We start from the raw sequence: 26,448 nt of genomic DNA, 5'->3' as shown, positions 1-26,448 counted from the left end.
CAACGTTATTTCATTTGTTTGGGAAAAGTCAGCACACAACGCAATCCACCTAATGGTGAATGATCAAAAGTCAACGAACCACCCAATGCCTGTGCCAATTTACATGAAAGTGCCAAGCCTAAACCTGTTCCACCTGTACTGCGGGTACGTGAGTCATCGACGCGATAGAAACGCTCTCCTAGTCGTGCCAATTGTTCGTCATTGACCCCAAATGGACTATCGTCTACATACAATATCCATTGTTGCTCATCTTGTTGAGTGTGAATCTGTATTTTTCCACCCTGTTCGGTATAGCGGACACAATTGCCTAATAAATTCACGATAATCTGTTTAAACCGATCTCGATCTAAAGATAAAGTTGCATCCTCTCCTGCAAGCAATACTTCCAACTGATGTTGTTCAAAGGTTGACTTAAAATTCTCAACTTCTTGTAACACCACATCCCAAGGATTCACTTCAGCAAAATAACATTTCAATTGTTGTGCTTCGGCTTGCGCTAAATCGGCCAAATCCTGCGTCAGCTTCTTTAAACTGGCGACTTGTCGCATCATTGCATCTAAATGCTCTGGTGTCGCTTTACGAATCCCATCTTGCATCGCCTCAATTTGCGCTTGCAATACAGCCAATGGGGTTTTTAGCTCGTGTGAAGTATCGGCGACCCATTGACGGCGTGATTGTTCATGTTGATGCAGAATATCAGCCAAATGGTTCAACTGATTGGACAAATCACCCAATTCATCATTTCGTCTAATCTTAACTTGGTACTGATAATTGCCTCGCGTCAGCTCCAATGTGGCATCAAGCAAACGACGAATCGGATTTCTAAAGTAAGCGGCCATCAGTAAAGCAGCCACCATACTGGATAACACTGTTAATGCGTATACTAAAAGTAAATAGCGCTTTTGATTGCTAAAAAAGTTAATACTTGATGCATCATCTTGATCTAGCACAGGCTTTAAGCCGAGATAGCCCACCACCTTTTGCTCAACCATAATCGGACGATACGAAATTTGATCTGTGGTTGGCTCACCCACAATAAATTGTTGTTTTTCATTATATAAAGATAGTCGAGAACTTAGCCCCAGACGATCAGGAATGGATACAAAGCGCTTTTTCCCTTGCGCATTCACATTGTTCGATTTACTTTCCTGTTCACCTTCTGAGCCTTCTTTCTTTAGACGAAATTGACTTGGACTGAGCGGAAAGCGTAAGCCCTCAAAGGGTTGGTATTCAGAAGGCAAATTCTGCTTTAAAACACTGAGTTCTTCTTCATTAAAAATCTGACGATTTCTTATTTCAGTATTGTTTTGAGTCAAAGCTGGAGAAAGGTTTAATAAAGTATGCTCATTAAAATAGCGCTGTTGCAGTGCAATATCATATTGACGACGCAACCACCACTGAGATAAACGATCATAATCGTCAGGCGCAGCAGTACCTTCAATCTGTAAAATTTGTGCCTGAACCGCATTGCCCCAATCATGATAAATCGTATACACATTGGCTAAGTTGGCAATCAGTCGATCGAGCTTCTGCATTTCTACATCAGCAACATAACGTGCAAAGTTCTTTTGCATGGTCCAATGCAAAACACCCAAGCTGATCGTTGCGATCAACAAAGTGGTCAGTAGCACAGTCAGAAATAAACGTAAGGCTATCGGAATACGACGAACATTCAAAAGCTAAGTCTCAATAGTGTTCTATTTATGGATTGTAACCAACATGGTCCAAAAAAACTCTCCATTGTTTCTTCATGTTTATTATCTAATCTTTAACCATCAAATCACAACCTATTTGCTGGATAAAACAATGAACAAAACAAAAGTTGCCTTTATGACTACACTACTCGGATCCATGTTTGCTTTAACTGCATGCCAATCAACACCACCAAGCAAATATGCAGATGAAAGACACCATCATGGTAAATATCAAATGCAACGAGACGGTGACTATCGTGATCACAAACAACGCCCACAGCTTACACCAGAACAACGTAAAGAATGGCAAGCAAAACGTGATCACCGCCAACATCAACAAGGGAAAATCCGTCAAGAACGCCAACAACAGCGCGCATTAATTGAAAAAGCCTGTGTCGGCAAAAAAGCAGGGCAAACTGTTAACGTACGATGGCAACAACGTACCATTCAAGGCAAATGTGAAATGCGCTTTAGCCCTGAAAAATCGCAATATAAACGTCAAAGCAATTAAACAACTTAATTTGGATTTCCTCAAAGGCGCACTAAGCGCCTTTTTAGTGTGCGCCATTGAGTAGCATGAATAAATGAAGGCCCAATACCTGATACACAGCTGCTTACGATTTTCAGTAAGCAGTTGGAGTAAAAAACAATAAAACCGCTACAATCTAATGGTTTGAGCAGGTGACATCACAAACTTTGACTTAGCAGTCACTAAGAAATGACCTGCAAGAGCTTGTACCGAACTATAACTTGTTGCACGATTAGCGGTACAAAATGGTGCCATTGGGCACATTTATCATTGACTAAGATTATAACTCTGGTTTAACCAGTATTGAGGAACCCGCTATGCCACAATACAAAGCACCCTTACGTGATATGCAGTTCGTATTGCACGAATTATTAAATGCTGAAGCACATTACGCGAAACTTCCTGCATTTCAAGACACAGTAAGCCGTGAATTGGTTGATCAATATCTAGAAGCAGCGGCTGATTTCTGTGAGAACGAACTTTCTCCTATTAACCAAACAGGCGACCGCGAAGGTTGTACTTGGAATGATGGTGTTGTTACTACACCGACTGGCTTTAAAGAAGCGTATCAAAAATATATCGAACTTGGCTTCCCTTCTCTTTCTGCAGATGAAGAATTTGGCGGTCAAGCATTACCGAACTCTTTAGGGATTACCATCTCTGAAATGGTGGGTACAGCGAACTGGTCTTGGGGTATGTACCCAGGTCTTTCTCATGGTGCTGTTCGTACAATTGAACACCATGGTTCTGATGAGCAAAAAGCGACTTATATGCCAAACCTTGTATCAGGTGTTTGGACAGGTACAATGTGCTTAACAGAGTCTCATGCTGGTTCAGACCTCGGTATTATTCGTACTAAAGCAGAACCAAATGATGATGGTAGCTATGCAATTTCTGGCGAGAAAATCTTTATCTCTGCTGGTGAACATGACATGGCTGACAACATCATCCATATCGTACTTGCTCGTTTACCAGGTGCACCTAAAGGCACGAAAGGGATTTCACTCTTCATCGTACCTAAGTTCCTTGTAAATGCTGACGGTTCAGTTGGCGAGCGTAACGCTGTACGTTGTGGTTCTATCGAACACAAAATGGGTATCCATGGTAACGCAACTTGCGTGATCAACTTTGATCAAGCAAAAGGTTACTTGATTGGACCAGAAAACCGCGGCCTAAACTGCATGTTCACATTCATGAACACAGCACGTATTGGTACGGCAGTTCAAGGTCTTGCTGCATCTGAAGGCTCTTTCCAAGGTGCTTTAGCATATGCGAAAGATCGTTTAGCAATGCGTTCACTTTCAGGTCCGAAAGCACCTGAAAAAGACGCTGATCCAATTATCGTTCACCCTGCTGTTCGTAACATGCTTTTAACGCAAAAAGCATTTGCTGAAGGTGGTCGCGCACTTGTTTACTTATTGGCTCAATATGCAGATATCGTTGAAAAAGGCGAAACTGAAGAAGAGCGTAAGTTTGCTGACAACATCTTGTCTTTATTAACGCCAATTGCTAAAGCATTCTTAACTGAAACTGGTTCTGAATCTGCGAAGCACGGTGTACAAGTCTTTGGTGGTCACGGCTTTATTTCTGAACATGGTATGGAGCAAATCGTACGTGATACACGTATCGCTTGCTTATACGAAGGTACAACTGAGATTCAAGCACTTGACTTGTTAGGTCGTAAAGTATTGCAAACTCAAGGTGCAATGCTGAAAGACTTCACCAAGATCATCCATAAATTTGTTGAAGCAAACAAAGACAATGCTGCGATGCAAGAATTTGTTGCACCATTGGCTGCGGCGAACAAAGAATGGGGCGACATCACTATGCAAATCGGTATGCGTGCGATGCAAAACCCTGATGAAGTGGGTGCAGCTGCGGTTGACTACTTATACTTCGCTGGTTATGTAACACTTGCATACTTATGGGCACGCATGGCGCTTGTAGCTCAAGAGAAATTGGCTGAAGGTACAACTGAAGTTGACTTCTACAATGCGAAAATCACGACAGCTCGCTTCTACTTCAAGAAGATCTTGCCACGCGTTCGTTCTCACGTAGATGTACTTTCAACTGGTGTTGAGCCATTGTTTGAACTCGATGCGGAACACTTCGCGTTCTAATCATAGATTAGAATGGGATGCAACGTTCATCACAAAAAAAGGACTGGTCAGTTTTGACCGTCCTTTTTTTGTTTAATCAGTGCTAAATTTATAGCATTGATTTATTTCTTCGTTTTATTTGATCACTTTGCACATAAGTTGTGCGTATAAGGGAACGATTATGCCAGTTTACAACGCGCCTTTAGCAGACATGAAATTCATCTTAAATGATGTATTTAAAGCAGAACAATTTTGGCAGTCTAATGAGAAACTTGCTCATGTAGATGCTGCAACCGCTGAAGCAATTTTAGAAGAAATGGCTAAATTTGCTCAAAACGTCACTCACCCGCTTAACCGCACAGGTGATGAAGAAGGCGCGCGTTGGGAAAATGGTGAAGTATTCACACCTACAGGCTTTAAAGAAGCCTTCCGTCAATACGCTGAAGGCGGTTGGATTGGTTTAGGTGCTGAAGAAGAATGGGGCGGTCAAGCAATGCCAAAAATGCTGACTGTACTTTCTGATGAGATGTTATTTGCGACGAATCCATCATTCATGCTTTACCCACTGCTTTCTGTGGGTGCTGGTATGGCGTTAAACAGCTATGCATCACAAGCACAAAAAGAAACTTACTTACCTAAGATCTATTCTGGCGAATGGTCAGGTACCATGTGCTTAACAGAACCACATGCGGGTACTGATTTAGGTATTATCAAGACTAAAGCTGAACGTAACGAAGACGGTACTTATAACATTACGGGTACTAAAATCTTCATCACTGGTGGTGATAACGATTTAGCAGAAAACATTATTCACCTCGTGCTTGCGAAAACCCCTGATGCCCCTGCTGGCTCACGCGGTATTTCTTTATTCATCGTACCGAAGTACCTTGTAAATGAAGATGGTTCTTTAGGCGAACGTAACCCAGTTGGTCCAGGTTCTATCGAACACAAAATGGGGATCAAAGCTTCTGCAACTTGTGTCATGAACTTTGACGGTGCAAAAGGTTACCTCGTTGGCAAAGAAAATGAAGGTCTTGCAGCAATGTTCGTGATGATGAATTACGAACGTTTGTCTATGGGTATCCAAGGCCTTGGTGCTTCTGAATTTGCCTATCAAAATGCAGCACAATATGCGACTGACCGTTTACAAGGTCGTAGCGCTGCCGGTGCTCAATCACCAAACAAACCTGCTGACAGCATCTTAGTACATGGCGATGTTCGTCGTATGCTACTCAACGTACGTGCTAACAATGAAGCTTCTCGTGCATTTGCAGTCTATGTCGGTCAACAACTGGATATCACCAAGTTCTCGACTGATCCTGAAGCAGTAAAGCAAGCCAACAACCGTGTTGCATTGTTAACACCAATCGCAAAAGCATACCTTACGGATACCGCATTCCAAGCGACTTTAGATGCACAAATGGTCTTTGGTGGTCACGGTTATATTCGTGAATGGGGTATGGAACAATGTATTCGTGATCTTCGTATTGCTCAAATCTACGAAGGTACCAACGGTGTTCAATCACAAGACTTAATTGGTCGTAAAACCATTAAGTGTGGCGGTGCATTCATTGCAGAATACATCACTGAAATCCGTGACTTTGCGAATACCTTAGATGCTGATTTAAACTTCATTAAAGATGCAACACTAGATGCTGCAACTGAAATTGAAGCAGTTACCCAGTTCATTATTGAACAAGCGGCTGAAAATGTAGACTTCCCGAATGCTGCTGCAGTTGATTACTTGCATGCGGTTGGCTTACTCAGCTTTGCTTATATGTTCGCTAAGATTGCTGCGGCAGCTAAAGACAAGTCTGGTGATTTCTACCAAAACAAACTTGCCTTAGCGCAATACTTTGTAACGCGTATCTTGCCTGAGTTAGATTCACGCATTAAGAAAGTTGAAGCAGGTTCTGACTTACTAATGAACTTCAGTGAAGATTACTTCACCAATCAAGCTTGATCATCTAAGTAAACAAAAAAGCGTCTGATTATTCAGGCGCTTTTTTTATGTTCCAATCAAATTTACATATCGGTGAAACGCATTTTTATTTTTTTAATTTTTCAACGAGGAAATCAGCCGTAGTCGTGACACTCGGTAATAATCCACGTCTTGTCGGCATCAATAAACTGGTAGTTACACTCCCTGCATACCACTCAGGTAAAACATTAACCAAACCTCCATCAGACAATTCAGGTGTACAAAAGGCTTCTGGCAATAATGCGATCCCGATACCGCGCTTAGCAGCCCCTTTTAACACCTCAGTCTCATTCGCCATAAAACGGATATTCGGACGAACAGAACACTCCTCTCCTGAGCGATGCTGAAAATGCCACGGATTCATTTGCATGTCTGACCACAACCCAGCATGATTCACGAGGTCTTGAGGTTCATGTATTGAGCCGACTTTGGCTAAATAACACGGCGCAGCAATTGCGATAATATTTTCATGGCTAAGTACCCGCTGAATTAAACCTGAGTCTGCCAAGGTATGGAAATGACTGCGTATCACAATATCAAAGTTTTCATTCATGACATCAACATATCGGTCAGTCACTTCAAGTTGTAAAAGTAGTTTAGGATAGCGTTCTGCGAGTTCAGGCAAACAATCAGATAAAATATACTGTGCGACAGGGACAGAAGCACTCAGTCGTACTACACCGCTGGGTTCTTGCTGACGCATTAGCAAATTTTCTTCAGCGTAACGGAACTCATCTACCGCATTTTTAGCATGTCGATAAAAAATTTGCCCTGCCTCAGTCAGAGAAAAACTTCTTGAGCTGCGATGAATCAGTGTTAGACCTAATTTGTCTTCCAATATCGCAACACGCTTGCTTACCGTGGATTTAGGAATATTTAGCTGTCTTGCTGCAGCAGAAAATCCCTGATGCTCTACTGCGATTACAAATAGAAAAACGTCATTTAAATTTTGTCTGAGTCGCATAAGCCAATGTCCATATATGTAGACAATAGGTTTCATAATACCTGACTACTCGAAACCTTTCCGCTGTCTTAAGATAACTCTATCTTCAATGAATGAGTAAACATCATGTCAGTTTTCACTTTATTCTACGGTATCCCTTCTGGTTGTTCATTTGGTTCAATTGTTGCGCTGGAATGGTCTGGCTTACCCTATCAGCTATGCAGAATAGAAATGCCAGCTCAAAGCAATACCGAGGCATACTATCGAATCAACCCATTGGGTGAAACGCCTGCACTACTCTACGACAGTGGTAAAGTTTTAACCGAAAGCATGGCGATTTTGAATCATCTTATCGCAAAAAGCTCAAATACAGCTTTTCATTATCAACAAGGGACTGAAGCATTTAATCTGTTTAATCAAAAACTCGCATTCTTGAATACCACCTTATTCAATGCATTCAGCCCGTTGTGGTATAGCCTTGAACATCCATCATCTGAAGATGCAACACAAGCATTACGAGCGTATGGAACCACACAAGCTGAAAAGGCATTCACTGCTTTAGAACATGCGTTAACAGGACAGGAATGGCTACTAGGTGAACAAAAGTCTTTTGCAGACGCTTACTATGCAGGCATTGCCCGATGGTTAAAATATCACAATGTGATTGATATTGATCATTTTCCAAACTGCCAACGTCTTTATCAGCAGCTACAAGAACAGGCAGCCACTCAGTTTGCACATGCGATCGAACAACAACACCCCACTGGGAGTTCGGGCAAATTTTTAGGTCATGTCTCACTTGAAAAAATCTTACAACAATACCCTAACCTAAAATAACGTCTTCGACTTACATCACTGAAATTATTCCATTAGCTCATTAATGATGAACTTCAGTGAAGATTACTTCACCAATCAAGCTTAATTTTTACGAAGCTAATCAAAACTGCCTAAATCATTTGGTTTAAGCAGTTTTTTATATTCACTTTTCATAAAAACAGCACAGAACTTGCATAACATTCTTATCATCATGCTGAGAGTCGTTATTGCTATGTCTACTCAAAAAGATAAACTTGCAAGCTATCACCGCTTATTCGATCGTCTAGGCCACTATGCGGTAGAGGCTTTTCATTATACTGCGCTGTTTATTATCGGCTGTATGATTGCTTGGTCAGCAGTGCATACCATCATCGAAATGCTGACGGTTAAACAATACGCAACGATTGACGATATCCTACTGCTGTTTATTTATCTTGAACTCGGTGCCATGGTCGGTATCTATTTCAAAACCAATCACATGCCTGTGCGCTTTCTGATTTATATCGCCATTACCGCACTGACTCGCCTTCTAATTGCCGATATTCAACATAATCATAAAGCATCCATGGATTTAGTGATCATTACTGGCTCTATCTTGATTTTGGCGGCCGCCATATTGGTAGTGCGTTTTGCATCATGGCATTATCCTTCTGTACTTCGCGGTAAAGATCAAGAACAAACTTTAGCTGCCAACAAAACACCAAAACCGCAAGATGATGAACTGGCATAAAAAAAGCAGGCAAATGCCTGCTTGGATTTTTGACCATACTTATGCAACACGATACACACGGTATTTGGAATCGACTAGCACATAGCGACCTTGTACTTGCATCCACTTATAACCACGCGGTGGTTGATACAGGCGATGCTGGCGATAGTTTGATACGACATAACGGCTACTACGGAACTGTGATGGTAAACGTTCTCCACGGTTAAAGCTAATGCGTTGACCATAATGATGCCCTTTGTTGGCATTTGACCAATGTGGCGGATTACGATGGTCTTGGCGGTGATCATAGCGTTGATCGTAACGATCTTTATGCTCGTTTTTCCAACGATTTGATGAGTCCGCCATCGCAGATGCTGACATGCCTAGCATAAGGGCTGAAACAAGCAATACCAATGTCTTTTTCATTCTTTGATCCTCAGTGTTTTGATCTGAACTCAGATTAAAAGAAACTCAAGGAGAAACCATGAATAAAACAAAGGACATTGCAAAGCTTTGTAATGATATCCAAGAAATTGTGGAGAGCTATCACCTGAGCAGATCTCCAACACTTCTATTCATCAACGAATAATCTCAATGGTGAAGTTATCATTGGTGACCAGAAAGTAACGACCATCAACCATCACCCAGTGTCGCCCTTTTGGTGGTTCGCGCAATGAATAATATCCCCAATCCCGAACCACATAACGCTCACTACGAAACTCACTCGGCAAGGCATTGCCGACTACGAAAGACTCTCGGCTATAGCGGTACTCAGTTTGAGTATCTGGATAATACTCTATCCGTACTCGCGGCTGTGGATAGTGAGGATAAGGATGGTTGTTTTGGTAAGGCTGATAGTAATATCCTTTCGGCGGTGCTGTAGGGGTATAGCGCTGATTTGAAAATGCAAATGGGTCTTGCGCAGGCGCTTGATAAGACGGCGAAGTTTGATGGTATGAACGACGTTCTACTCCACCATAACCACCCCAAGCATTGTCGGCATACAGCAGTGTAGGGAAACAGCTGAACACACCAATCAAAGCATAATGATAATATTTAGATTGCAGCATTGCGCTCCCCCCATATTGAGTACTATTGTCTTATTTTAGAACAAAAAAACAGCAGTGACTGTTACCTTTCTATACTTTTTAGCGCAGATTGAGGATGAAATAAGGAGGCCATTTTTAGCTCACTTTTAGAATATGCTAGAATCCATTTTTCAGTTTTGAGTCAATAGCTGTGTCGGAAATGAACTTTGATCGTCTCTATCAATTTTTTTGTAATGTTCCTAGCGTTCAAGAGTCTCGTATTGTTGCGCATGGCTCAGATGGTCAACATGCGTGGTGGTTTAAATTTAGCATTGATGTACAACATCCACTCGCTTGGCAAACGGTTCAAGAGCTAGGGCATGTACTGAATTATTTATCCACCAATGAACGTTTACCGACACAATTCTTTCCTGTATCGCCACCACCGTATATGAATGGTGAAGCCAAAGACTTTTTAGCTTGGGTGATTCAATGTAATCATGCAGACTTTACGCCGGATGTCGTTTGTGACTGGTTAGAAGGTCGTTTGCCGAATCCTGTTGATGATGAAAAGCAGTGGGCAATTAAAACCGATCTCAATGAATTAGAAAAGTTAAGCGATAAAGATTTGGATCAGCTGATTCCGCCAAGCCCATAATTAAAAAGAGGCATTACGCCTCTTTTCTTTTTTCTTCAAAAAGTCGATAGCCCCGACCATTCCATAAAACGATACACCCAGTACTTGGTTTTCGACTCGTCAGCATATTTTGCATATTCAACGCTGATCTGGCGACCATTGGCATTGGTCCAAGAAGAATCAAAATACTGTCCAGCATCCTTAAACACTTGCGCTTGAACTGAACCAATCACACGCATATTGGTCTCAAGATTATAGTTTTTCAGATTGCGTGCCGTTAGGTTTGCAGAACCCAAAATCAACTCAGCTTGTTGAGAATTGTATTTCAACAGCATTTTACTGTGGCATTGCTCACCATGCGTATCACACCAGCGAATTGGAATACCAACAGCATTGAGTTCAGAAGCCACTTGTCGATTTGGCATACCATTCTTTTGACGACCAAATGCATCTTTATTCGGATCAAGCACCATACGGATGCGGACACCACGCTGTTTAGCTTGCTTTAATGCTGAAATAATCTTCCGTTCAGACAAGTAGAACATCGCGATATCCAAATGTTCATCCTGTTTAGCGGTGTTTATCATTTCCAATACTGCATCATAAATTGCTTTTTCAGTCAGCACCTGAACTTGGGGCAAGCTTTTATCTTCCGTTAGCTCACCCATGATCACAATTGGGCTTCCCCCCTGCGACATTTGCGCAACCGCCTGTTCAGTTTGCAGCATATCAATCGCTGTAGCACCATCGACCACCAAAGCGACATTGCTATGATGCGAACTTCCATCATGTGGATTCGCCGAAGTCACTAGACTTTTCCAACCTGCCTCAGTATCCACTACCAAGGTTTTACGGTGATTGGCTTTAAAATTAAACAATGCGAGATAACTGCGTAGCGTGATCTTCTGCTCACCAAATGGATTTTTTAGCCAGCCTTTTTCAGGATTATTGCCGACATCTTGACAACAGATATACCAAAATCCCGACCATAGCGGATTCGATGCACGCAATGGTTTTAAATCGGTTTCGATCACTTCAATGTTTGCTTGGCGGAGTTGTTCATAATGCTTTGGTTTAAGCCCACCATAAACAGAATTAATCGGATCTGTAATCACCACAATTTGTATCAATGGATTTTCATGGCGCTTGGCAATCAAAGCGTCAGTCAACTGTTGCATCAAGGTAAACTGCTTTACTTTAGATGCGCCCACTTCTTGATTGAATAGAAACATATCCAAAACAATGGTGCTTCTCGCATCTTCAATCAACTGAAACACTGCTTTAAAAATCTGCTGATCAACTTGCTGCTGACCCTGAGCATCTAGATAGGTCTGATCAGCTAAGAACTTCACATTGGCATGCCGTAGTTGACCAGTAAAATCCAATCCTTTCGGAAGTGGTTTTACGGTATGGTAAATTGCAGAAGCAAGATACCCAATCACCAAAATACTCAATATGACTGCCATGTAACGCCGACCTGACCAGTTTAATTTTTGATGGATTCGTTGGAAGATACGCATATAAACAGAAAAAGCCCTAGCCTAATGAGTTAAGGCTAGAGCTTATGCTTTGATTTTTCAATGCTAATTTGGTGATCGTTTATAAAATCAAAGTTTTATAATCAATTTTACTTAAGCTTAGAAGCTAAAGTTCACACCTACAGTAAAGTTACGCCCAACTTGTGGAATCGTCGATAAGAATGAAGCATGTTGATACACCTTTTCATCCAAAACGTTATTGGCATTTAGGAAGACACGATAATCCCCAGCATTACTATATTGACCTGAATACGCCACACCAAGATTCAACATATTATAACTTTGGGTATCTGTTTCATATGCTGCAATCTTATTTTGCTGGAATACATGATAGTACTCAGCCGAACCGCTGTATCCATCACCAAAATCAGCCTTTACTTTAGTTCCGACGCGACCAGCTGGTACACGTGGTGCATTTTCATTGTCGATCTTGCCGCGTACATAGTCACCGAATAAGCTGACTTTATAGATTGGTGAGATTTGATAGCCTGCTTCAGCTTCTGCACCGTAGAAACGCGCTTTATCTTGCGTATATTCAACCAAACGGAAATCTTCGTAACGATCTAAAGTTTGTGCAAAGATGTAGTCATCAAACCAGTTATGGTAGACGTGTACATGGTAATCAAACTTGTTATTGTCATAATGGAAACCAAGTTCTAGATTGTTTGATTTTTCTTTCTTCAACTGATCATTACCCAATTCATAGGTATTGGTCGCAAAGTGTTTGCCATTTGCGTACAACTCTTGTGCCATTGGCAAACGTTGTTGATGAGAGGCAACAAAAGACAGCTTGTAATCTGGGGCAAATTCCCAGTTGGCTGCACCAGAGAATGAATAAGCTGAGCCATCAAAATCTTTCTTGCTTGAATCATCAATATCGATCTTTTGTTTATCCGCACGTGCTGCGAGTTCAACATGGACATCATTGAATTGTGCGTGTTCTAAAGCAAATACACTCCATTTCTTGGTGGTATTTGGTGCCAAGAATGCTTCTTCGCCTGTTAATGTGAGTTTTTGCTGACTGTATTGCGTTCCAATCACACCTTCCCATGCACCGAGTGGGTTATGAACGAGCTCAAAACGCCCATCATAACCTTTATTTTTAAATCGGGTTGTGATGGTATCTTCTTCAAGTTCATCATGGCGATAGTCGGTATAGCTTGCTTGCGCACGCATCTTTTTAAAGCCTGCAAATGGATCGTCTAACTCTGTACGGAAGTCATAACGCTCAGACTTTAGGTCAATCCATGGCCCGCCATGTGCATGTTCGTGGTCGTGGTCGTGGTCGTGGTCGTGGTCATCATGACCGCCATGTCCATGATCATGATCGCCACAATGTAAGTGAGGTCGTCCCGTTAGGTGCGCATCACAACTTTCATATTCATGGCTGTGTCCAGGCAAACCATATTTATCTTGACGGTTACTATATGAAATACCAGTAAAACCACGATCATAGATCCAAGACAAACCGACATTTACCGTTTGACCTTCCGCAAAAGTATTGTCGACTCGACGTTCCTTTTCGCCCTCATGGAAGTAATTAGGAGCGATATAATCATTTGCTTCGCGCTTGAGTCCTTCAACACGCAAGGCAACTTGGTCACCTAAACCGACAGTTACACCAGCACTTGCTAGTTTTTCATCACTGCCCGTGTTGTAACGTAGACCCACATTGCCTTCATAGCCTTTTTCTGGCATTTTGGTAGGGATTTTGTTGTCCGTTACATTGACCAAACCACCGACAGTACCAGCGCCAAATAATAATGTTGATGGCCCGCGAATCACTTCAACCTGCGAAGCCAATGCTGGATCGACAGTTACTGCATGGTCAGGTGAAAGGGTTGAAACGTCAATATTTTCAGAGGAGTTTTGCAACACTTTAACACGTGTACCGTCTTGTCCACGAATCACAGGACGGCTTGAACCAGCACCAAACTGGTTAGAATAAATACCAACTTCGTTGGCTAATGCATCCCCAATGGTTACCGCACCTTGCGCTAAAGTTTTTTGATCAACCACCGTATCTGCAACCGCAAAGTCCTGTGAAGTTTGCTCAAGCGGATGCGCTTTAATTCGTATTGTTTCTAATGTTTTAACTTGCTCATTTTCTGCTGCAAATGATGATACTGATGCAGCAGCTAATATAGATAAAGTCAGAATACTTTTTGAAAATGACATACCGTGTCTCGGATCAGCTCAAATATTAATTGTTATACTATAACATTTCACTTAATTTGCAATAAAAAACATAGCTGAAAAAAACATTTGCTACACTGTCGCTCCATGATTTTAAAAAACTCGTTTTCTAACGATATGCCTTTTACCCTGTCTCATGCAGTTCTTGCACCACCATTATCAAAAATCAGTAAAGGTCATTTGCCCATCGCAGCTTTAGCGATTGGCTGTATGACACCTGACTTATATCGTTTATTTACACAAGGAAATATTGCACTGACCCACCAATGGAGCGGCATTTTATTTCCAAATCTTCCAATTGGCCTATTCTTTTGCATCCTGTGGTATTTACTTTATCGTCCAGTGATCTACCGTCTGTTCGCGATCCAAGATCCTTTACATATCCACTCATTTGACCGTTTTATTGCCTTTAGTTTGATGAGTTGTTTTGCGGTTATCGTGGGAACTGCAACACATCTAATTTGGGATGGACTCACCCATTTAGATTTCCGTACTTTTGCATTTAAAACAATGCTTGCTCAGCAAATCTCATTGTTTGGCTTTAACTATCCATTACATTTCGTTTTACAGATTGGCTCATCCATTATTGCACTGCCCTTTATCTTTTGGATGTGTTTAGGTTATTACCAAAAACATAAGCAAAACGGGATTGCTCCAAAGGCGTTTAAATTTTTTTTATGGATTAGCCTGATCATTTCAAGCATTGGTGGACTGTTATCACTTTGGGATTATAATCGTCATATCGCATCCGAGATTTGGATGAAAGAGCCTTACTTTTTCATTGGTAAATCAATCAATGAATTTACTCAAACAGGACTAACGATCTTCACACTGTCTTGCTTATTATTGTTATTTTTCGATCGAAAATCACCTCAGCATTTGTGAAGTGCCAATAAACCCGCTTAAGACTTGAGACAATCCGCTCAACAAGGCATAATCTCCCTCTTCATTGGTGCTGCGCTGTTTACGCATTCACCTTTACAGCCAATATAGTTTGGATAAATAATTCAATATGATGCGCACTCATTACTGTGGCTCTTTAACTGAAGCCCAAATCGATCAAACCGTAACTTTATGTGGTTGGGTTCATCGTCGCCGTGACCATGGCGGTGTGATTTTCCTTGATATGCGCGACCGCGATGGTCTCGTGCAAGTGGTCATTGATCCAGATACCCCAGAAGCTTTTGCAACTGCGGATAAAGCACGTTCAGAATTTGTTTTAAAAATTACTGGTCGCGTTCGTCGCCGCTATGAAGGCACTGAAAATGCCAATATGGTGAGTGGTCAAATTGAAGTTTTAGGCAAAGAGATTGAAGTACTTGCTGCTTCAGAAACGCCGCCTTTCCCTTTGAATGATGAAAATACCAATATTTCTGAAGAAATTCGTTTGAAATATCGTTTCTTGGACATTCGTCGTCCAGAAATGTTAGACCGTCTGCGTTTCCGTTCTAAATTAACCAACTTAATTCGTAATTATTTCGAAGACAATGGTTTCTTGGACGTTGAGACACCGATTCTCACTCGTGCAACACCAGAAGGTGCACGTGACTATCTCGTTCCTAGCCGTGTTTCAAATGGTAGCTTTTACGCTCTGCCACAATCACCACAATTGTTTAAACAATTACTGATGGTCGGTGGTATTGATCGTTACTACCAAATCGCTAAATGCTTCCGTGATGAAGACTTGCGTGCTGATCGCCAGCCTGAATTTACCCAAATCGACGTTGAAACATCGTTCATGAGTGACGATGACATCATGGATTTGATGGAAGTCTTAACAGTGAAGATGTTCGATGAACTTCTTGGTGTTAAATTCGATAAATTCCAACGTATGACTTATGCGGATGCAATGCGTGATTATGCGTCAGACAAACCTGATATGCGTATTCCGTTGAAACTCATCGATGTTGCTGATCTGATGCAAGAAGTTGAGTTCAAAGTGTTCGCGGGGCCTGCTAAAGACCCTAAAGGTCGTATCGTTGCTTTACGTGTTCCAGGCGCAGCATCATTACCACGTAGTGCGATTGATGAATATACCAAATTCGTCGGCATCTACGGCGCGAAAGGTTTGGCATATATCAAAGTCAATGAATTGGCAAAAGGTATTGAAGGTCTTCAATCTCCAATCGTTAAATTCATCGAGCCAATCGTACTTGAACTGTTAGAACGTGTCGGCGCTCAAGATGGCGATATCGTGTTCTTTGGTGCGGATAAAGCTAAAGTCGTCAATGACGCGATGGGTGCTCTTCGTGTCAAGATCGGTCATGACTTGAATCTTGCAACGTGTGAGTGGGCTCCTCTTTGGGTTGTAGACTTCCCAATGTTTGAAGAAACGGATGATGGTAAATGGACCTCGGTTCACCATCCATTCACATTACCAAAATCAAGTGTTGAAGAAGTGAAGAACAACCCAGGTGCTGCACTCTCGGTTGCTTACGACATGGTACTCAACGGTACTGAAGTCGGTGGTGGTTCATTGCGTATTTATAACTTAGAAATGCAAAAAGCGATCTTTGAAGCTTTAGGTATTTCTGATGAAGAAGCAGAAGAGAAATTCAGCTTCTTACTCAATGCATTACGTTATGGCGCGCCTCCACATGGTGGTTTGGCATTTGGTTTAGATCGTCTAGTGATGTTAATGACAGGCGCATCTTCGATTCGTGATGTGATTGCATTCCCGAAAACCAAAACGGCTGAATGTCCATTGACTCAAGCACCTGCACCAGTTGAAGCAAATCAATTACGTGATTTGGGTATTCGTTTACGCGAACAACAAAAGAAAGAAGCTTAATCATTTAAGCAAAGGAAAGGCGCTGTTTACAGCGCCTTTTTTTGTAAATTGAGATTGATTCTCTTTAATGGCATAATAAACCAGTTTTTTATTGAAGGTATCTGCCCATGGCCATGCGTCCAGATGTGCGTCGACACACAATTGTCCTTATTGTGTTTTCACTTGCGCAATGGTTTCTTATGCGTTACATCTTGTCGAATGAACTCTTCAATATGACCACCTATCAACGAATTTTATATTTTTGCGTCAGCAGTCTAGCAGGTGCATTAGTGATTTTTGCCGCACTGATTTACATGGTGCTCAAAGGCAATGCAGATAAAAAAGACTAATTCAAATGTCCTTTTATAGCGCACTGCTTCGTCTTTTACCTTTGCCATTTTTGCGTAGTATTGCAAAAGTGGCAGCGTATTTGATCAATCAAAATCCCAACAAAAGCATGTTGTGGAAAACACGAATCAATCTAGGTTTAGCTTATCCAAGCATTCCAGAGAATGAACGCGAGCACCTTGCAAGAGAAAGCGTTACCAAGCAATGTTTGAGCTATATTGAATCTGGAAAATGTTGGGCTATGTCGCCCGAATGGAGCATCCAACAAATCCAAAAAGTTCATCACTTAGATGTCTTAACAGATGCCTTAAAAGACCCTAAAGGCGCATTGATCATTACACCGCATCTCGGAACTTGGGAAATGATGAATGCATGGGTACACCAATACGGTATCCCCACCATCATGTACAAACCGATGAAAGATAGTGGCTTTAATAGCTTTGCTCTCCATGCTCGTCAGCGACTCAATGCAACATTGGTTCCAACTGATGCCAATGGTGTAAAGGCTTTATTTAAAAACCTTAAACAAGGCGGGTTTAGCGTGATCCTGCCCGATCATGTACCTCAACCTTCAGGTGGTGTTGTGGTTCCTTTCTTCGGCATTCCCTGCCTTACGAGCACATTAGCAAGTAAAATGGCACAAAAAACCCAATGTCGTTTAGTAGGTTTAAGCTGTTTTCGTCGCGAAGATGATGAAGGTTTTGAAGTCTACTGTGATGATCTTAATGATCCTCAACTCTATGATCGAGATATTGAGGTTGCAACGACTGCACTGAATAAAGCAGTTGAACAGATGATCAACCGTTTTCCTAGTGAATATATGTGGGGATATAAACGGTTTAAGGGTGGTAAAGGTTCTGAGGACCTCTATAAAAAGAGCTGATTCCTTAAAACCCAAAAGTTACACAATTATTTAAATGTAACTTTTACCAGTCTCTCCCCTCTCAACTTTCGCGCTAACACTTTAAAGCACTTCATGATTTGGATAACAGGGCGCAATCCTTCTCTTCGTATTTTATGCGTTAGACTACGTTTCATCTTATTTTTAGCCTTATATTCATATTCACCTTTACGAATATTCCGGTCTTGCTCTAAAAAACTTGAGAAATTATTATGCTCGTTCTCTAGATTATATCTCTTCGCTAATAGGTGATCTTGGATACAAAGAGCAGGTAACATTTGAAAAATGTCATCAGGGAATTTCATCATATAATCTTTAAAAACAATATGATCGACAGGAATTAACTTATCGTACTGTTTTAATAGTGATAGTAATTCACGAGCTGATTGCTGAGATAAAATATATCCACCACAGCCCATATGTACTGTTTTAATAGTGATAGTAATTCACGAGCTGATTGCTGAGATAAAATATATCCACCACAGCCCATATGTACCGTTTTTAATGATGATAGATTACGTTCCATTGGCAATGGTCTAAAGGAGGATGAAGCCACGCCAACTTTGGGATAAAAAGCTTCTAGTTTAACAATTGAACAGTTTTCAGGTATCCAATCACTCTTCGTCAAGAAGCGATCAGCATTTTCACCTAAATGTATATCATCTTCAAAAATAGCAATGTAGCTCAGGTTTTCATCAATTGCCTTTTTCCACAATGCCGCATGACTTAATAAACAAGCTATTTCACTTTTTGCTAAGTCTGTTTTTGTAATATCTAAATCTAGATCCTTGGCAACTTGTTCCAGAGTGATTGGTGTTATCGCATCAAAAAAACTAAATTCGATCGATTGTTTTTCAAAAATAGAGAGAATATGATCGCGACGCTGATTAGCAAACGTGAGACTAATCACAAAATTTTTCATAGTATAATCTTCATCAACCACAACAGGTCACAATATTAAGGCAGTAAATCTAACGTATTATTCATATTATATATTGTAAATTCAACCACAAACTATATCTCATTTGTATTACCTAAAAACCATGCCCCATATGAAACCTCTAGACTAATTTGTTTCAACACACATCAACCCTAGTCATGTTGAAAATATAGACTTACAATGTTAGCTTTAATTCGTCATGCAGTGCATTTTTAGAGATCCATTTCTACCTACTGCATTGATTTATATATTATGAAGTGTATTGCAGATATGAATAGTGAAGTAATTAAAATTTTTGTGGGCTGTGATCCCAATAACTGTGATCTCGAGCAAATGATGGTGCTTGATTACAGCATTCGTAAACATACCCAACATCAAGTCGAAATTGTTTGGATGCAACTCAGTCACGATCCACAAAGTCCGTGGTATACCAACCCACAAGCCGATGAAGGCTGGCATACTGAGAAATGGGCAACACCCTTTTCTGGTTTCCGCTGGGCTGTTGCTGAGTCATCAAACTTTGAAGGTCGTTCGATCTATATGGATGCTGATGTCATTGTACTCTGTGATATTGCTGAATTATGGTCTCACCCAATGCATGATGATGCCATCGTGATCGCCAAAGGCGGTAAAAGCACAGCTCGTCTTTGTACATGTGTTTGGGATTGTGAAAAAGCAAAGCAATACCTCCCCTCCTTGAAAGCGATCCAAGCAGATCCAAATAGCCACAAACAATTAATGCAGCTTTTGAAAGACAAACCTGAGTTAGTTCAACCTTATCAAGATTCCTACAATAATATTGATGGTGAAGGCTTAACTATTGAACAGATTAAAATTTTGCATTACTCAGATATGGGGACGCAATTTAGCCACAAATATGCGCTACCACGTCTTGAAGCCGCAGGCCAAAAACATTGGTTTGATGGTAAAATCATGCCTCATCCAAGACAGGATTTAGTTGAGCTATTTGATCAATATTATCAAGAAGCTTTGGATCACGGTTTTAAACCTGAAAACTATCTAGTGGAACCTTTTGGCGCATTTCAAAAAGCCACCCAAGTTAACTATCAGGGTAACAAGGTAACTCGCCCTGAAGATGACGGGAACTGGTTCAGCCGATCGATCAAATATCTTAAGTCTACGTTTAAAGAAAAGAAGAAGTTTACTTTAGATGATTGAGTGAACCCACACTTTAAAACGGTACTGTTGACCATATATGTCTGAGTACCGTTCATCGATTGAAAAATATTCAATATAGATTTTTTGACACGCTGAGCACTCTTTGCATTAAAGATATAATATAATTAACCTGTTAGTCATGGTTCGCCTCCATTGCTACAGCGATAAACTTATTACTGGGTATCCTCAATGCAACAGTTTTTTTTTAATCACATCACCAAGAATATTCTCAAATTCCTATATAAGTCTTTTCATTCCAAAGCATATAAACATAATCGACGTTATTGGCCGTATTACAAAGCCATTCGCAATGACGAGGGTGACCTAGAGCAATTATTCTTCAACAAAAGATTGATCGCCGACCATACAAAACCATTTAAGAGCGACAAAAAAACCTGTGTATTGGTTGCAACAGGACCTTCAATCAAAGAGATAGATCATCGTTTTTTTTCAAACCCTGATTATGACTATATTGGTGTCAATGGTGCCATCTCACTCGATTATATTCATTTTAAATATTATGTAATTATTGATTTTAACTTTACAACTAAACGCTTTGATCTTGTCTTAAAAGTACTTAAAAGTGATTGTATTTTTTTTACCACACCGCGCTGTTTAGGTATTATCTTAAATAAAATAGATCCGAGTCAGATTAAGTGTCAAATCAAAATCATCGAGACCATACTTCAAGATGACACGATAGAACCTTTTATGGGTAAAAAGCAAAAGATTGACCCAACAAAACCATATTTCCATTTATATGACAAATTTGGCTTCTCAACCAATATATTTAATGCTGTTTTTGACTATTTGACTGTACCTTACGTTGCTCTGCAAGTTTGTTATGCTATTGGTTTCAAAGAAATTTATATCGCGGGGCTAGATATGAACAATTTCTCACAACCACGTTTTTATGAAAATAGCGAAAATAAGCAACCGACCATGCTAGACCAATATTTACATTTAATCTTTCCTGCATTTGATGCAGCCGCAACATTCCTTTCAGAGCAGAATGTTCAGGTCTATAACCTTTCGCCTCAGAGTGCGATAGAGTCCTTTAAAAAGATACAACTCTAAAATTAAACATCCAAATACAATACTGCTCACCCAACAGGAACTATTTAAGCCAAATTAAATGAGAATCCACTACATCTGACTAAATATCAATCAACGATCCTTCGAAATACATACCTTTATTATAAAACTGGCACAAATAGTTACGCTCTTTCCCTGCCAGTTTTATCAATTTCGGGTATTCATCTGCTGGATAATTAATTGCCATATTGATTAATATTTTTTCTTTCACCCATCTATTTTTGACTTGGTAATAGAATGCATTTTCATCACAATCAATCAAAGTAATACTAGGGAAATTTTTTCTCATAATTTTTTGGCATGCAACATAGGCCACCAAGTATTCTAGATTACTGATCTGTTGAAATATATCCTTAGTATTTGATTCCGTTGCTTTAATATGCTGTATATATTTTTTGGGTGTCTGTTGAATTGCTAAATACAATTCATCATACCACTGTTTAAAGAAAAGATGATTTCCAACGCTGGCCAATAACCAGTTCTCCAAAACAGGATAACTCAAATTTGTTGTATTTTTCCGTCGATAATATGCGAAGTTCTCTGTCTTATTTTTTTGCATAATATCCGATATCCAATCCAAGCTATCATACAAAATAATACTGGCATCTAACCAAATACCACCGTGCTGGTACATCAGATCAAATCTAAGTAAATCAGCTTTTTGCTGGGCTGTTGCATCTTTAAGTAGGCTAAAGTCAATTTGGCTATATTGCTTGACATTATCTGGATTGAGCACAAAAACCTCATAATCAGGGTTTTTCTCACGCATCCGATCAATACACTTTTCAACAAATTCGGGAATATCATTTTCCCAATACATCCATATTTTTTTCGGTAGAACAATATTTTTCTCGGTTGGATTAAATGTGAGCATTCCCGCATAATTGTCGATTTTTTTATTCTTATGCCTAACTTTATAGGAATACATCAAATGAAATTTTGCTAAATAGAATAATTTTTTAAAAATTTTCATCAAAATACTCAGCTATAAATAAATATAATGTGGTGCATTGTGATCCACTCAAGTGACTAACCTTTAAGAAATCAAATGTCGAATAGCATAAAAGCGGTCACGCCACATTCGCTTCTGCTTCTTTAAACCATGAGACGCACTGCGGTTTTCTAAATCTTTACGTTTGATACCCTGTGTCGCAACAGTACCTAAAATATCACTATCTATACCCGCCGGCTGCACAAAGGGTTGCCATACTCCCAATCCTTTACCATTTTTACTTAACCAGCTTTGGAGGAAAATATCGACAGGAACTTGCATCGTTTTACCAAGTCGAACAAACGCTTCTGCCCCCTGTCTTGACCAAACCAATCCCACACCGCGAATCGGGAAATAATAAGCATGCCAGAGTGTATATTCATGGATTTGAACAATATCTTTTGCGAGTTTTTTCTTTTTTGCAGCAAGGTTTACCACATACCAATCAAGTTCTTTATGCTGATCGAGATAACTTAAAAGTGAGTTTAGATTTTGCTTAAAGTTCGGTAAAACATCAATATCATCTTCTAGTACTACGAGATAATCTGCATCAGTTTCTAAAAATTTTTCAGCACAGCCATAGTGACTCAAATAACAACCGAGCTCTGAACTGATCAAACTACGCCCTAAGATTTTTTGAGCGCTTTGATCATCATAATTTTCAAACTCAGTGAGTGCTTTGCCTCGACCATCGTATGCAGGGAAACGACTAAACGCCCAATTTTCTTTTTGTAATTGGGCTGTTGCATTGGCTAAGCGTTGCTCACTACCTTCAAGATTGATCAGATAAGTTACGACTTTCATATGAGATCTCTACCTTATACTGCGACACTTGCTCGAATCTGACTCGGCAAAACATCATTAAATTTATCGATCAATGCTGAACGTACTGTTTGCTCTGCATTTGGCTCTAACTGATCTAGACTTTGGATACAGCCAAACTTGGTTTCACCTTTTTTCAGTTGCTGCATAAACCATTCTAGATCACGACCATCTTTCAAATAGGCAATTTCAACGTCATCATTTAAAATCGTTTGATTAGACTGAATAGCTAAATGATTTGACAAGCCGACAGGCAAAAATTGGTCGATATGTCTAAATCTAAAACTTATTTGCTTTGCTAAAACACTAGGATGTTGTTGAAAATACTGAGTTAAAATTGTTTTATCGAGAATATGCGGACGGTGGTGTATTTCATAATATTTAGGTAAACCGAGCATATCTGCACTTAACATCTGTGCAATTGAATATTTGGGTTGCGCGATTTTCCCCATTTTTTCTTGGAGAAATCGACGAATGATGTATTTCATTTTTTTTATAAAATTACTTTGCCAATGACCATAGATCACCATACGGCTAGCATCTAAAAAATCATGGATATTAGAGATACGATTAAAAAAGAAATCATCATTTAGATAAATAAAACGCTCCGATAGCCCTCGGATATTCCAAAGCATCGTTTCTATGCTCAATGAATTAAACGTCGGCAGTGCAGACTCATGGCCTTCAAATAATTCGGTATGATCGACGATTCTAATTTTGTCTTTTTCACAGAGATTTTGTTGTTCAAATTGATCTAACCATTGTGGTGACTGTTGATCTGTCACCACATAGATTGTTCCACAATACGGCACATATTTTAGGATTGAGGCAATACAAAAATAAATTTCATCATTACTGGCAAAACGGGTGGCTTCTACAGCATTTGATGGTGCAGATGGGTTTATAAATTGTTGACGCTTGTTTTTTAACTTAGGATCGCTCCCATCAACCCAAGCAATCACGATATCAATAGGTTGTATGGTATCTATCATAAATCAAACTCTTTTGTCCTTATCGCAGTTACACTTACTGCCAAGCGTCTTTAATCCAATCCGATGGCAATACATAACGATACCATTTCCCACCGCCGCCGCTGACTGCATCAGGTGGATTAATCTCACCGTGGAAAATAATAATTTTTGCACCTTTTGGTTTGATTGGTGGCTGAAAATAAGCAAATGGTACTTTTCTTAAGCAATGGTATTTATAGCTCTTACACCATTCTTTATTCCAGTAGCTTAATTTACCTTCTTTATGCACAAACCAAGATAAGTATTCTTGCTCATTTCTAAATTTATGACTGATTTCATCAAAGTTTTCGCGGAAATACGGCAAAATTCCAGAAAAAGCACCCAACTTAAAACGATAAACTGAGCTATTGCCTGTGACACGCCAAGGACGTTTCCAATCATGGATAACCAGGAACTCACCTGATTCTTGAAAGAAGCAATCGATGTTATCAATAATCACAACATCAAGATCAAGAAAAAGTGCATTACCTTTCAAGCCGTATAAATCTGGCTCAAAGGTAGAAAGTTTATTCCAACCACGCTCAGGCGCACCTGCTGGCAAATCTAAAGGTGGGATTGGGAAACATTGTACATTGGGGTCAATCCCCTCGGTACGATCAGTGAGACAGACCATTTTAAAAGGTAGGGTCAAGTGGCGTTTGACCATGTTATACAAACGATTGACGTATTCAGCACCGTATTTGGTTCCCCATTTCATACACAAAATGATATTTTCTTCGTGTGTTGCTGAGCTTTGTTGAATGTCGACCATTTGATAACCTTGAATGCCTGAAATAATATTTTTTGCGTTGCGCGTCCGATATCGCAAGCCTTAAATAGTACGCACCGAATATTGAGCTATCTTAGCATAGGCATGATTAAATTGATTATTATAAATTCGTCAAACGATTAGGATTATTTCATTTTGTTTTTGCTACAAAAGCTAGTTCACTCCAAACAAATCCCGTGTATAAATTTTTTCCATTACATCACTAAACATAGGAACCATTCGGTTCACAATAATTAAATCAGATTTGCTCTTAAATTTTTGTAGGCTTGATTCAATCGGATGACCTAAATATTCCTTTACATCCAAGGTCGGCTCATAAATCACAATATTGATACCTTGCTCAGCCAAACCTTGCAACACATCATGCACAGCCGACTCTCTAAAATTGTCTGAATCAGCTTTCATGGTTAGTCGATAAACCCCGACACAGGATACTTTTCGACTCAAAATATCTTCAATAATCGCCTGTTTACGTGTCTGGTTGGAACGAATAATCGCTGAAATCAGTTCTTGTGGCGTATCGTAATAATTGGCTAACAGTTGCTTGGTATCTTTCGGCAAGCAATAGCCACCATAACCAAAGGATGGATTGTTATAGTGATCTCCGATACGCTGATCCAAAGCAACACCTGTAACAATATCTAAAGCACTCAATTTATTCTTCAAACAATAGGTATCGAGTTCATTAAAGAAAGCCACTCGCATCGCCAAATAGGTATTTGAAAACAGCTTAATCGCTTCAGCTTCAGTCGAGTCGACACAGAGCAACACAGCATCTTTTTTAATCGTTGCTTTTAGATACAACTTGGCGATTTTTTCTGCGCGTTTGGATTTTTCGCCGACAATAATTCGTGATGGATATAGATTATCCTGCAATGCCTGCCCCTCTCTAAGAAACTCAGGCGAAAAGATCAGATTTTTCAACTTGAGTCTTTTAGAAATTTCAGCAGTATAGCCAACGGGTACGGTGGATTTAATCAACATGAGTGCTTTGGGATTGATGCTGTGAATATCTGCGATCACGCTTTCAATACTTGAAGTATCAAAGTAATTGGTTTCAGGATTGTAATTGGTTGGGGTGGCAATAATAATCAATTTTGCCTGTTGATAAGCCAGTTCTTTATCACTGGTGGCTTCAATATGCGATTCGGCTAAGTAGCTTTGGATACAGGCATCACTGATTGGGGATATCTTTTGATTGATCTGCTTAATTCTTGTTTGGTCAATATCTAGTACGATCACATCGTGTTGTTTGGAAAATAACAAGGCATTGGATAAACCCACATAACCTGCGCCGACCACGGTAATTTTCATTGTTTCTCTATTTTTTAATTGTGCTTAGAGATCAACGTAGCCGAGTTTAATTAAGGATTGATGATGCTTTGATTGCAATCTGTTGACAGCTTCACTATTAAAAAGCAGCTAATAAAAA

General features: G+C 40.0%; 24 protein-coding genes. 12 read left to right on the top strand and 12 right to left on the bottom strand.

Annotated elements, in window-relative coordinates:
• Positions 1-5: 5 nt before the first annotated feature.
• A complete protein-coding gene (baeS, locus tag F903_RS05415; protein ID WP_005195326.1) occupies positions 6-1,676 on the bottom strand; it encodes a sensor histidine kinase efflux regulator BaeS in 1,671 nt (556 codons plus the stop codon).
• Positions 1,677-1,806: 130 nt separating this feature from the next.
• Here baeS and F903_RS05410 point away from each other — a divergent pair, with 130 nt between their 5' ends.
• The 3 genes from F903_RS05410 (at position 1,807) to F903_RS05400 (ending at position 6,285) form a co-directional block, all read left to right on the top strand.
• Positions 1,807-2,205, top strand: coding sequence for a hypothetical protein (locus tag F903_RS05410; RefSeq protein ID WP_005195325.1), 399 nt, complete (start codon positions 1,807-1,809; stop codon positions 2,203-2,205).
• 335 nt (positions 2,206-2,540) lie between these two features.
• The gene (locus F903_RS05405) at positions 2,541-4,343 is read left to right on the top strand and encodes an acyl-CoA dehydrogenase C-terminal domain-containing protein (protein WP_004669550.1); all 1,803 of its coding nucleotides are present in this window, start codon (positions 2,541-2,543) and stop codon (positions 4,341-4,343) included.
• 160 nt (positions 4,344-4,503) lie between these two features.
• Positions 4,504-6,285: an acyl-CoA dehydrogenase C-terminal domain-containing protein gene (locus F903_RS05400; RefSeq protein ID WP_004669552.1), complete on the top strand. Its 1,782-nt coding sequence runs from the start codon at positions 4,504-4,506 to the stop codon at positions 6,283-6,285.
• A gap of 85 nt (positions 6,286-6,370) precedes the next feature.
• Here the strand turns inward: F903_RS05400 and F903_RS05395 are convergent, their stop codons facing one another.
• On the bottom strand, positions 6,371-7,267 hold the full coding sequence (locus F903_RS05395; protein WP_005195322.1) for a LysR substrate-binding domain-containing protein: 897 nt from the start codon (positions 7,265-7,267) through the stop codon (positions 6,371-6,373).
• Between the two features lie 105 nt (positions 7,268-7,372).
• Between F903_RS05395 and F903_RS05390 the strand changes: the two genes are divergently transcribed.
• Together F903_RS05390 and F903_RS05385 are read left to right on the top strand one after the other, a co-directional pair.
• Positions 7,373-8,083, top strand: coding sequence for a glutathione S-transferase family protein (locus F903_RS05390; RefSeq protein WP_005195319.1), 711 nt, complete (start codon positions 7,373-7,375; stop codon positions 8,081-8,083).
• Positions 8,084-8,294: 211 nt separating this feature from the next.
• Positions 8,295-8,792 (top strand): phosphate-starvation-inducible protein PsiE, encoded by a 498-nt coding sequence (locus F903_RS05385; protein WP_005195312.1) that lies wholly within the window; start codon positions 8,295-8,297, stop codon positions 8,790-8,792.
• A gap of 39 nt (positions 8,793-8,831) precedes the next feature.
• On the opposite strand, the gene F903_RS05380 is transcribed toward F903_RS05385, so the two are convergent.
• Together F903_RS05380 and F903_RS05375 are read right to left on the bottom strand one after the other, a co-directional pair.
• On the bottom strand, positions 8,832-9,197 hold the full coding sequence (locus F903_RS05380; protein WP_005195311.1) for an RcnB family protein: 366 nt from the start codon (positions 9,195-9,197) through the stop codon (positions 8,832-8,834).
• 152 nt (positions 9,198-9,349) lie between these two features.
• Positions 9,350-9,841, bottom strand: a complete 492-nt coding sequence (locus F903_RS05375; protein ID WP_005195310.1) for an RcnB family protein — start codon at positions 9,839-9,841, stop codon at positions 9,350-9,352.
• Between the two features lie 169 nt (positions 9,842-10,010).
• Between F903_RS05375 and F903_RS05370 the strand changes: the two genes are divergently transcribed.
• A complete protein-coding gene (locus tag F903_RS05370) occupies positions 10,011-10,457 on the top strand; it encodes a hypothetical protein (RefSeq protein ID WP_171065210.1) in 447 nt (148 codons plus the stop codon).
• A gap of 35 nt (positions 10,458-10,492) precedes the next feature.
• Here F903_RS05370 and F903_RS05365 read toward each other — a convergent pair whose 3' ends face one another.
• Both F903_RS05365 and znuD read right to left on the bottom strand, forming a co-directional pair.
• The gene (locus tag F903_RS05365) at positions 10,493-11,956 is read right to left on the bottom strand and encodes a phospholipase D family protein (RefSeq protein ID WP_171065209.1); all 1,464 of its coding nucleotides are present in this window, start codon (positions 11,954-11,956) and stop codon (positions 10,493-10,495) included.
• 117 nt (positions 11,957-12,073) lie between these two features.
• Complete coding sequence (gene znuD / locus F903_RS05360) at positions 12,074-14,152, bottom strand: zinc piracy TonB-dependent receptor ZnuD (protein ID WP_005195307.1); 2,079 nt, start codon at positions 14,150-14,152, stop codon at positions 12,074-12,076.
• A gap of 135 nt (positions 14,153-14,287) precedes the next feature.
• Between znuD and F903_RS05355 the strand changes: the two genes are divergently transcribed.
• The 4 genes from F903_RS05355 (at position 14,288) to F903_RS05340 (ending at position 18,171) form a co-directional block, all read left to right on the top strand.
• Positions 14,288-15,055 carry a DUF4184 family protein gene (locus F903_RS05355; RefSeq protein ID WP_034594922.1) on the top strand — a complete coding sequence of 256 codons (768 nt, stop codon included), beginning with the start codon at positions 14,288-14,290 and terminating at the stop codon, positions 15,053-15,055.
• Positions 15,056-15,182: 127 nt separating this feature from the next.
• Positions 15,183-16,961 (top strand): aspartate--tRNA ligase, encoded by a 1,779-nt coding sequence (gene aspS, locus F903_RS05350; RefSeq protein WP_004669569.1) that lies wholly within the window; start codon positions 15,183-15,185, stop codon positions 16,959-16,961.
• Positions 16,962-17,068: 107 nt separating this feature from the next.
• Positions 17,069-17,290 (top strand): hypothetical protein, encoded by a 222-nt coding sequence (locus tag F903_RS05345; protein ID WP_004669570.1) that lies wholly within the window; start codon positions 17,069-17,071, stop codon positions 17,288-17,290.
• A gap of 5 nt (positions 17,291-17,295) precedes the next feature.
• The gene (locus F903_RS05340) at positions 17,296-18,171 is read left to right on the top strand and encodes a lysophospholipid acyltransferase family protein (protein ID WP_005195305.1); all 876 of its coding nucleotides are present in this window, start codon (positions 17,296-17,298) and stop codon (positions 18,169-18,171) included.
• A 376-nt stretch (positions 18,172-18,547) separates the two neighbouring features.
• Here F903_RS05340 and F903_RS16805 read toward each other — a convergent pair whose 3' ends face one another.
• Positions 18,548-19,132, bottom strand: coding sequence for a glycosyltransferase family 25 protein (locus tag F903_RS16805; protein WP_005195303.1), 585 nt, complete (start codon positions 19,130-19,132; stop codon positions 18,548-18,550).
• A 267-nt stretch (positions 19,133-19,399) separates the two neighbouring features.
• Here F903_RS16805 and F903_RS05330 point away from each other — a divergent pair, with 267 nt between their 5' ends.
• On the top strand, positions 19,400-20,308 hold the full coding sequence (locus F903_RS05330) for a glycosyl transferase (RefSeq protein ID WP_034595107.1): 909 nt from the start codon (positions 19,400-19,402) through the stop codon (positions 20,306-20,308).
• A gap of 189 nt (positions 20,309-20,497) precedes the next feature.
• Complete coding sequence (locus F903_RS05325; protein WP_005195300.1) at positions 20,498-21,385, top strand: hypothetical protein; 888 nt, start codon at positions 20,498-20,500, stop codon at positions 21,383-21,385.
• Positions 21,386-21,464: 79 nt separating this feature from the next.
• Here F903_RS05325 and F903_RS05320 read toward each other — a convergent pair whose 3' ends face one another.
• From F903_RS05320 to F903_RS05300, 5 genes are all read right to left on the bottom strand, one after another.
• Positions 21,465-22,376 carry a glycosyltransferase family 32 protein gene (locus tag F903_RS05320; protein ID WP_005195299.1) on the bottom strand — a complete coding sequence of 304 codons (912 nt, stop codon included), beginning with the start codon at positions 22,374-22,376 and terminating at the stop codon, positions 21,465-21,467.
• 63 nt (positions 22,377-22,439) lie between these two features.
• Positions 22,440-23,198: a glycosyltransferase family 25 protein gene (locus F903_RS05315; RefSeq protein ID WP_005195298.1), complete on the bottom strand. Its 759-nt coding sequence runs from the start codon at positions 23,196-23,198 to the stop codon at positions 22,440-22,442.
• Positions 23,199-23,212: 14 nt separating this feature from the next.
• The gene (locus tag F903_RS05310; protein ID WP_005195297.1) at positions 23,213-24,208 is read right to left on the bottom strand and encodes a Stealth CR1 domain-containing protein; all 996 of its coding nucleotides are present in this window, start codon (positions 24,206-24,208) and stop codon (positions 23,213-23,215) included.
• Between the two features lie 34 nt (positions 24,209-24,242).
• Entirely contained in the window at positions 24,243-24,998 is a 756-nt protein-coding gene (locus F903_RS05305) for a hypothetical protein (protein ID WP_004669580.1), read from the bottom strand.
• A 171-nt stretch (positions 24,999-25,169) separates the two neighbouring features.
• Complete coding sequence (locus F903_RS05300; RefSeq protein ID WP_005195296.1) at positions 25,170-26,330, bottom strand: nucleotide sugar dehydrogenase; 1,161 nt, start codon at positions 26,328-26,330, stop codon at positions 25,170-25,172.
• Between the last annotated feature and the right edge of the window lie 118 nt (positions 26,331-26,448).

This window comes from Acinetobacter sp. NIPH 298 (assembly GCF_000369505.1).
In the GTDB taxonomy this organism is placed as follows: domain Bacteria; phylum Pseudomonadota; class Gammaproteobacteria; order Pseudomonadales; family Moraxellaceae; genus Acinetobacter.
This window is presented reverse-complemented; position numbering and strand designations above follow the sequence as displayed.

Coding starts and splice junctions, on each gene's coding strand:
- F903_RS05410 (WP_005195325.1), top strand. CDS start 1,807: ATGAACAAAACAAAAGTTGCCTTTATGACTACACTACTCGGATCCATG.
- F903_RS05405 (WP_004669550.1), top strand. CDS start 2,541: ATGCCACAATACAAAGCACCCTTACGTGATATGCAGTTCGTATTGCAC.
- F903_RS05400 (WP_004669552.1), top strand. CDS start 4,504: ATGCCAGTTTACAACGCGCCTTTAGCAGACATGAAATTCATCTTAAAT.
- F903_RS05395 (WP_005195322.1), bottom strand. CDS start 7,267: ATGCGACTCAGACAAAATTTAAATGACGTTTTTCTATTTGTAATCGCA.
- F903_RS05390 (WP_005195319.1), top strand. CDS start 7,373: ATGTCAGTTTTCACTTTATTCTACGGTATCCCTTCTGGTTGTTCATTT.
- F903_RS05385 (WP_005195312.1), top strand. CDS start 8,295: ATGTCTACTCAAAAAGATAAACTTGCAAGCTATCACCGCTTATTCGAT.
- F903_RS05380 (WP_005195311.1), bottom strand. CDS start 9,197: ATGAAAAAGACATTGGTATTGCTTGTTTCAGCCCTTATGCTAGGCATG.
- F903_RS05375 (WP_005195310.1), bottom strand. CDS start 9,841: ATGCTGCAATCTAAATATTATCATTATGCTTTGATTGGTGTGTTCAGC.
- F903_RS05365 (WP_171065209.1), bottom strand. CDS start 11,956: ATGCGTATCTTCCAACGAATCCATCAAAAATTAAACTGGTCAGGTCGG.
- znuD (WP_005195307.1), bottom strand. CDS start 14,152: ATGTCATTTTCAAAAAGTATTCTGACTTTATCTATATTAGCTGCTGCA.
- F903_RS05355 (WP_034594922.1), top strand. CDS start 14,288: ATGCCTTTTACCCTGTCTCATGCAGTTCTTGCACCACCATTATCAAAA.
- aspS (WP_004669569.1), top strand. CDS start 15,183: ATGATGCGCACTCATTACTGTGGCTCTTTAACTGAAGCCCAAATCGAT.
- F903_RS05345 (WP_004669570.1), top strand. CDS start 17,069: ATGGCCATGCGTCCAGATGTGCGTCGACACACAATTGTCCTTATTGTG.
- F903_RS05340 (WP_005195305.1), top strand. CDS start 17,296: ATGTCCTTTTATAGCGCACTGCTTCGTCTTTTACCTTTGCCATTTTTG.
- F903_RS05330 (WP_034595107.1), top strand. CDS start 19,400: ATGAATAGTGAAGTAATTAAAATTTTTGTGGGCTGTGATCCCAATAAC.
- F903_RS05325 (WP_005195300.1), top strand. CDS start 20,498: ATGCAACAGTTTTTTTTTAATCACATCACCAAGAATATTCTCAAATTC.
- F903_RS05320 (WP_005195299.1), bottom strand. CDS start 22,376: ATGAAAATTTTTAAAAAATTATTCTATTTAGCAAAATTTCATTTGATG.
- F903_RS05315 (WP_005195298.1), bottom strand. CDS start 23,198: ATGAAAGTCGTAACTTATCTGATCAATCTTGAAGGTAGTGAGCAACGC.
- F903_RS05310 (WP_005195297.1), bottom strand. CDS start 24,208: ATGATAGATACCATACAACCTATTGATATCGTGATTGCTTGGGTTGAT.
- F903_RS05305 (WP_004669580.1), bottom strand. CDS start 24,998: ATGGTCGACATTCAACAAAGCTCAGCAACACACGAAGAAAATATCATT.
- F903_RS05300 (WP_005195296.1), bottom strand. CDS start 26,330: ATGAAAATTACCGTGGTCGGCGCAGGTTATGTGGGTTTATCCAATGCC.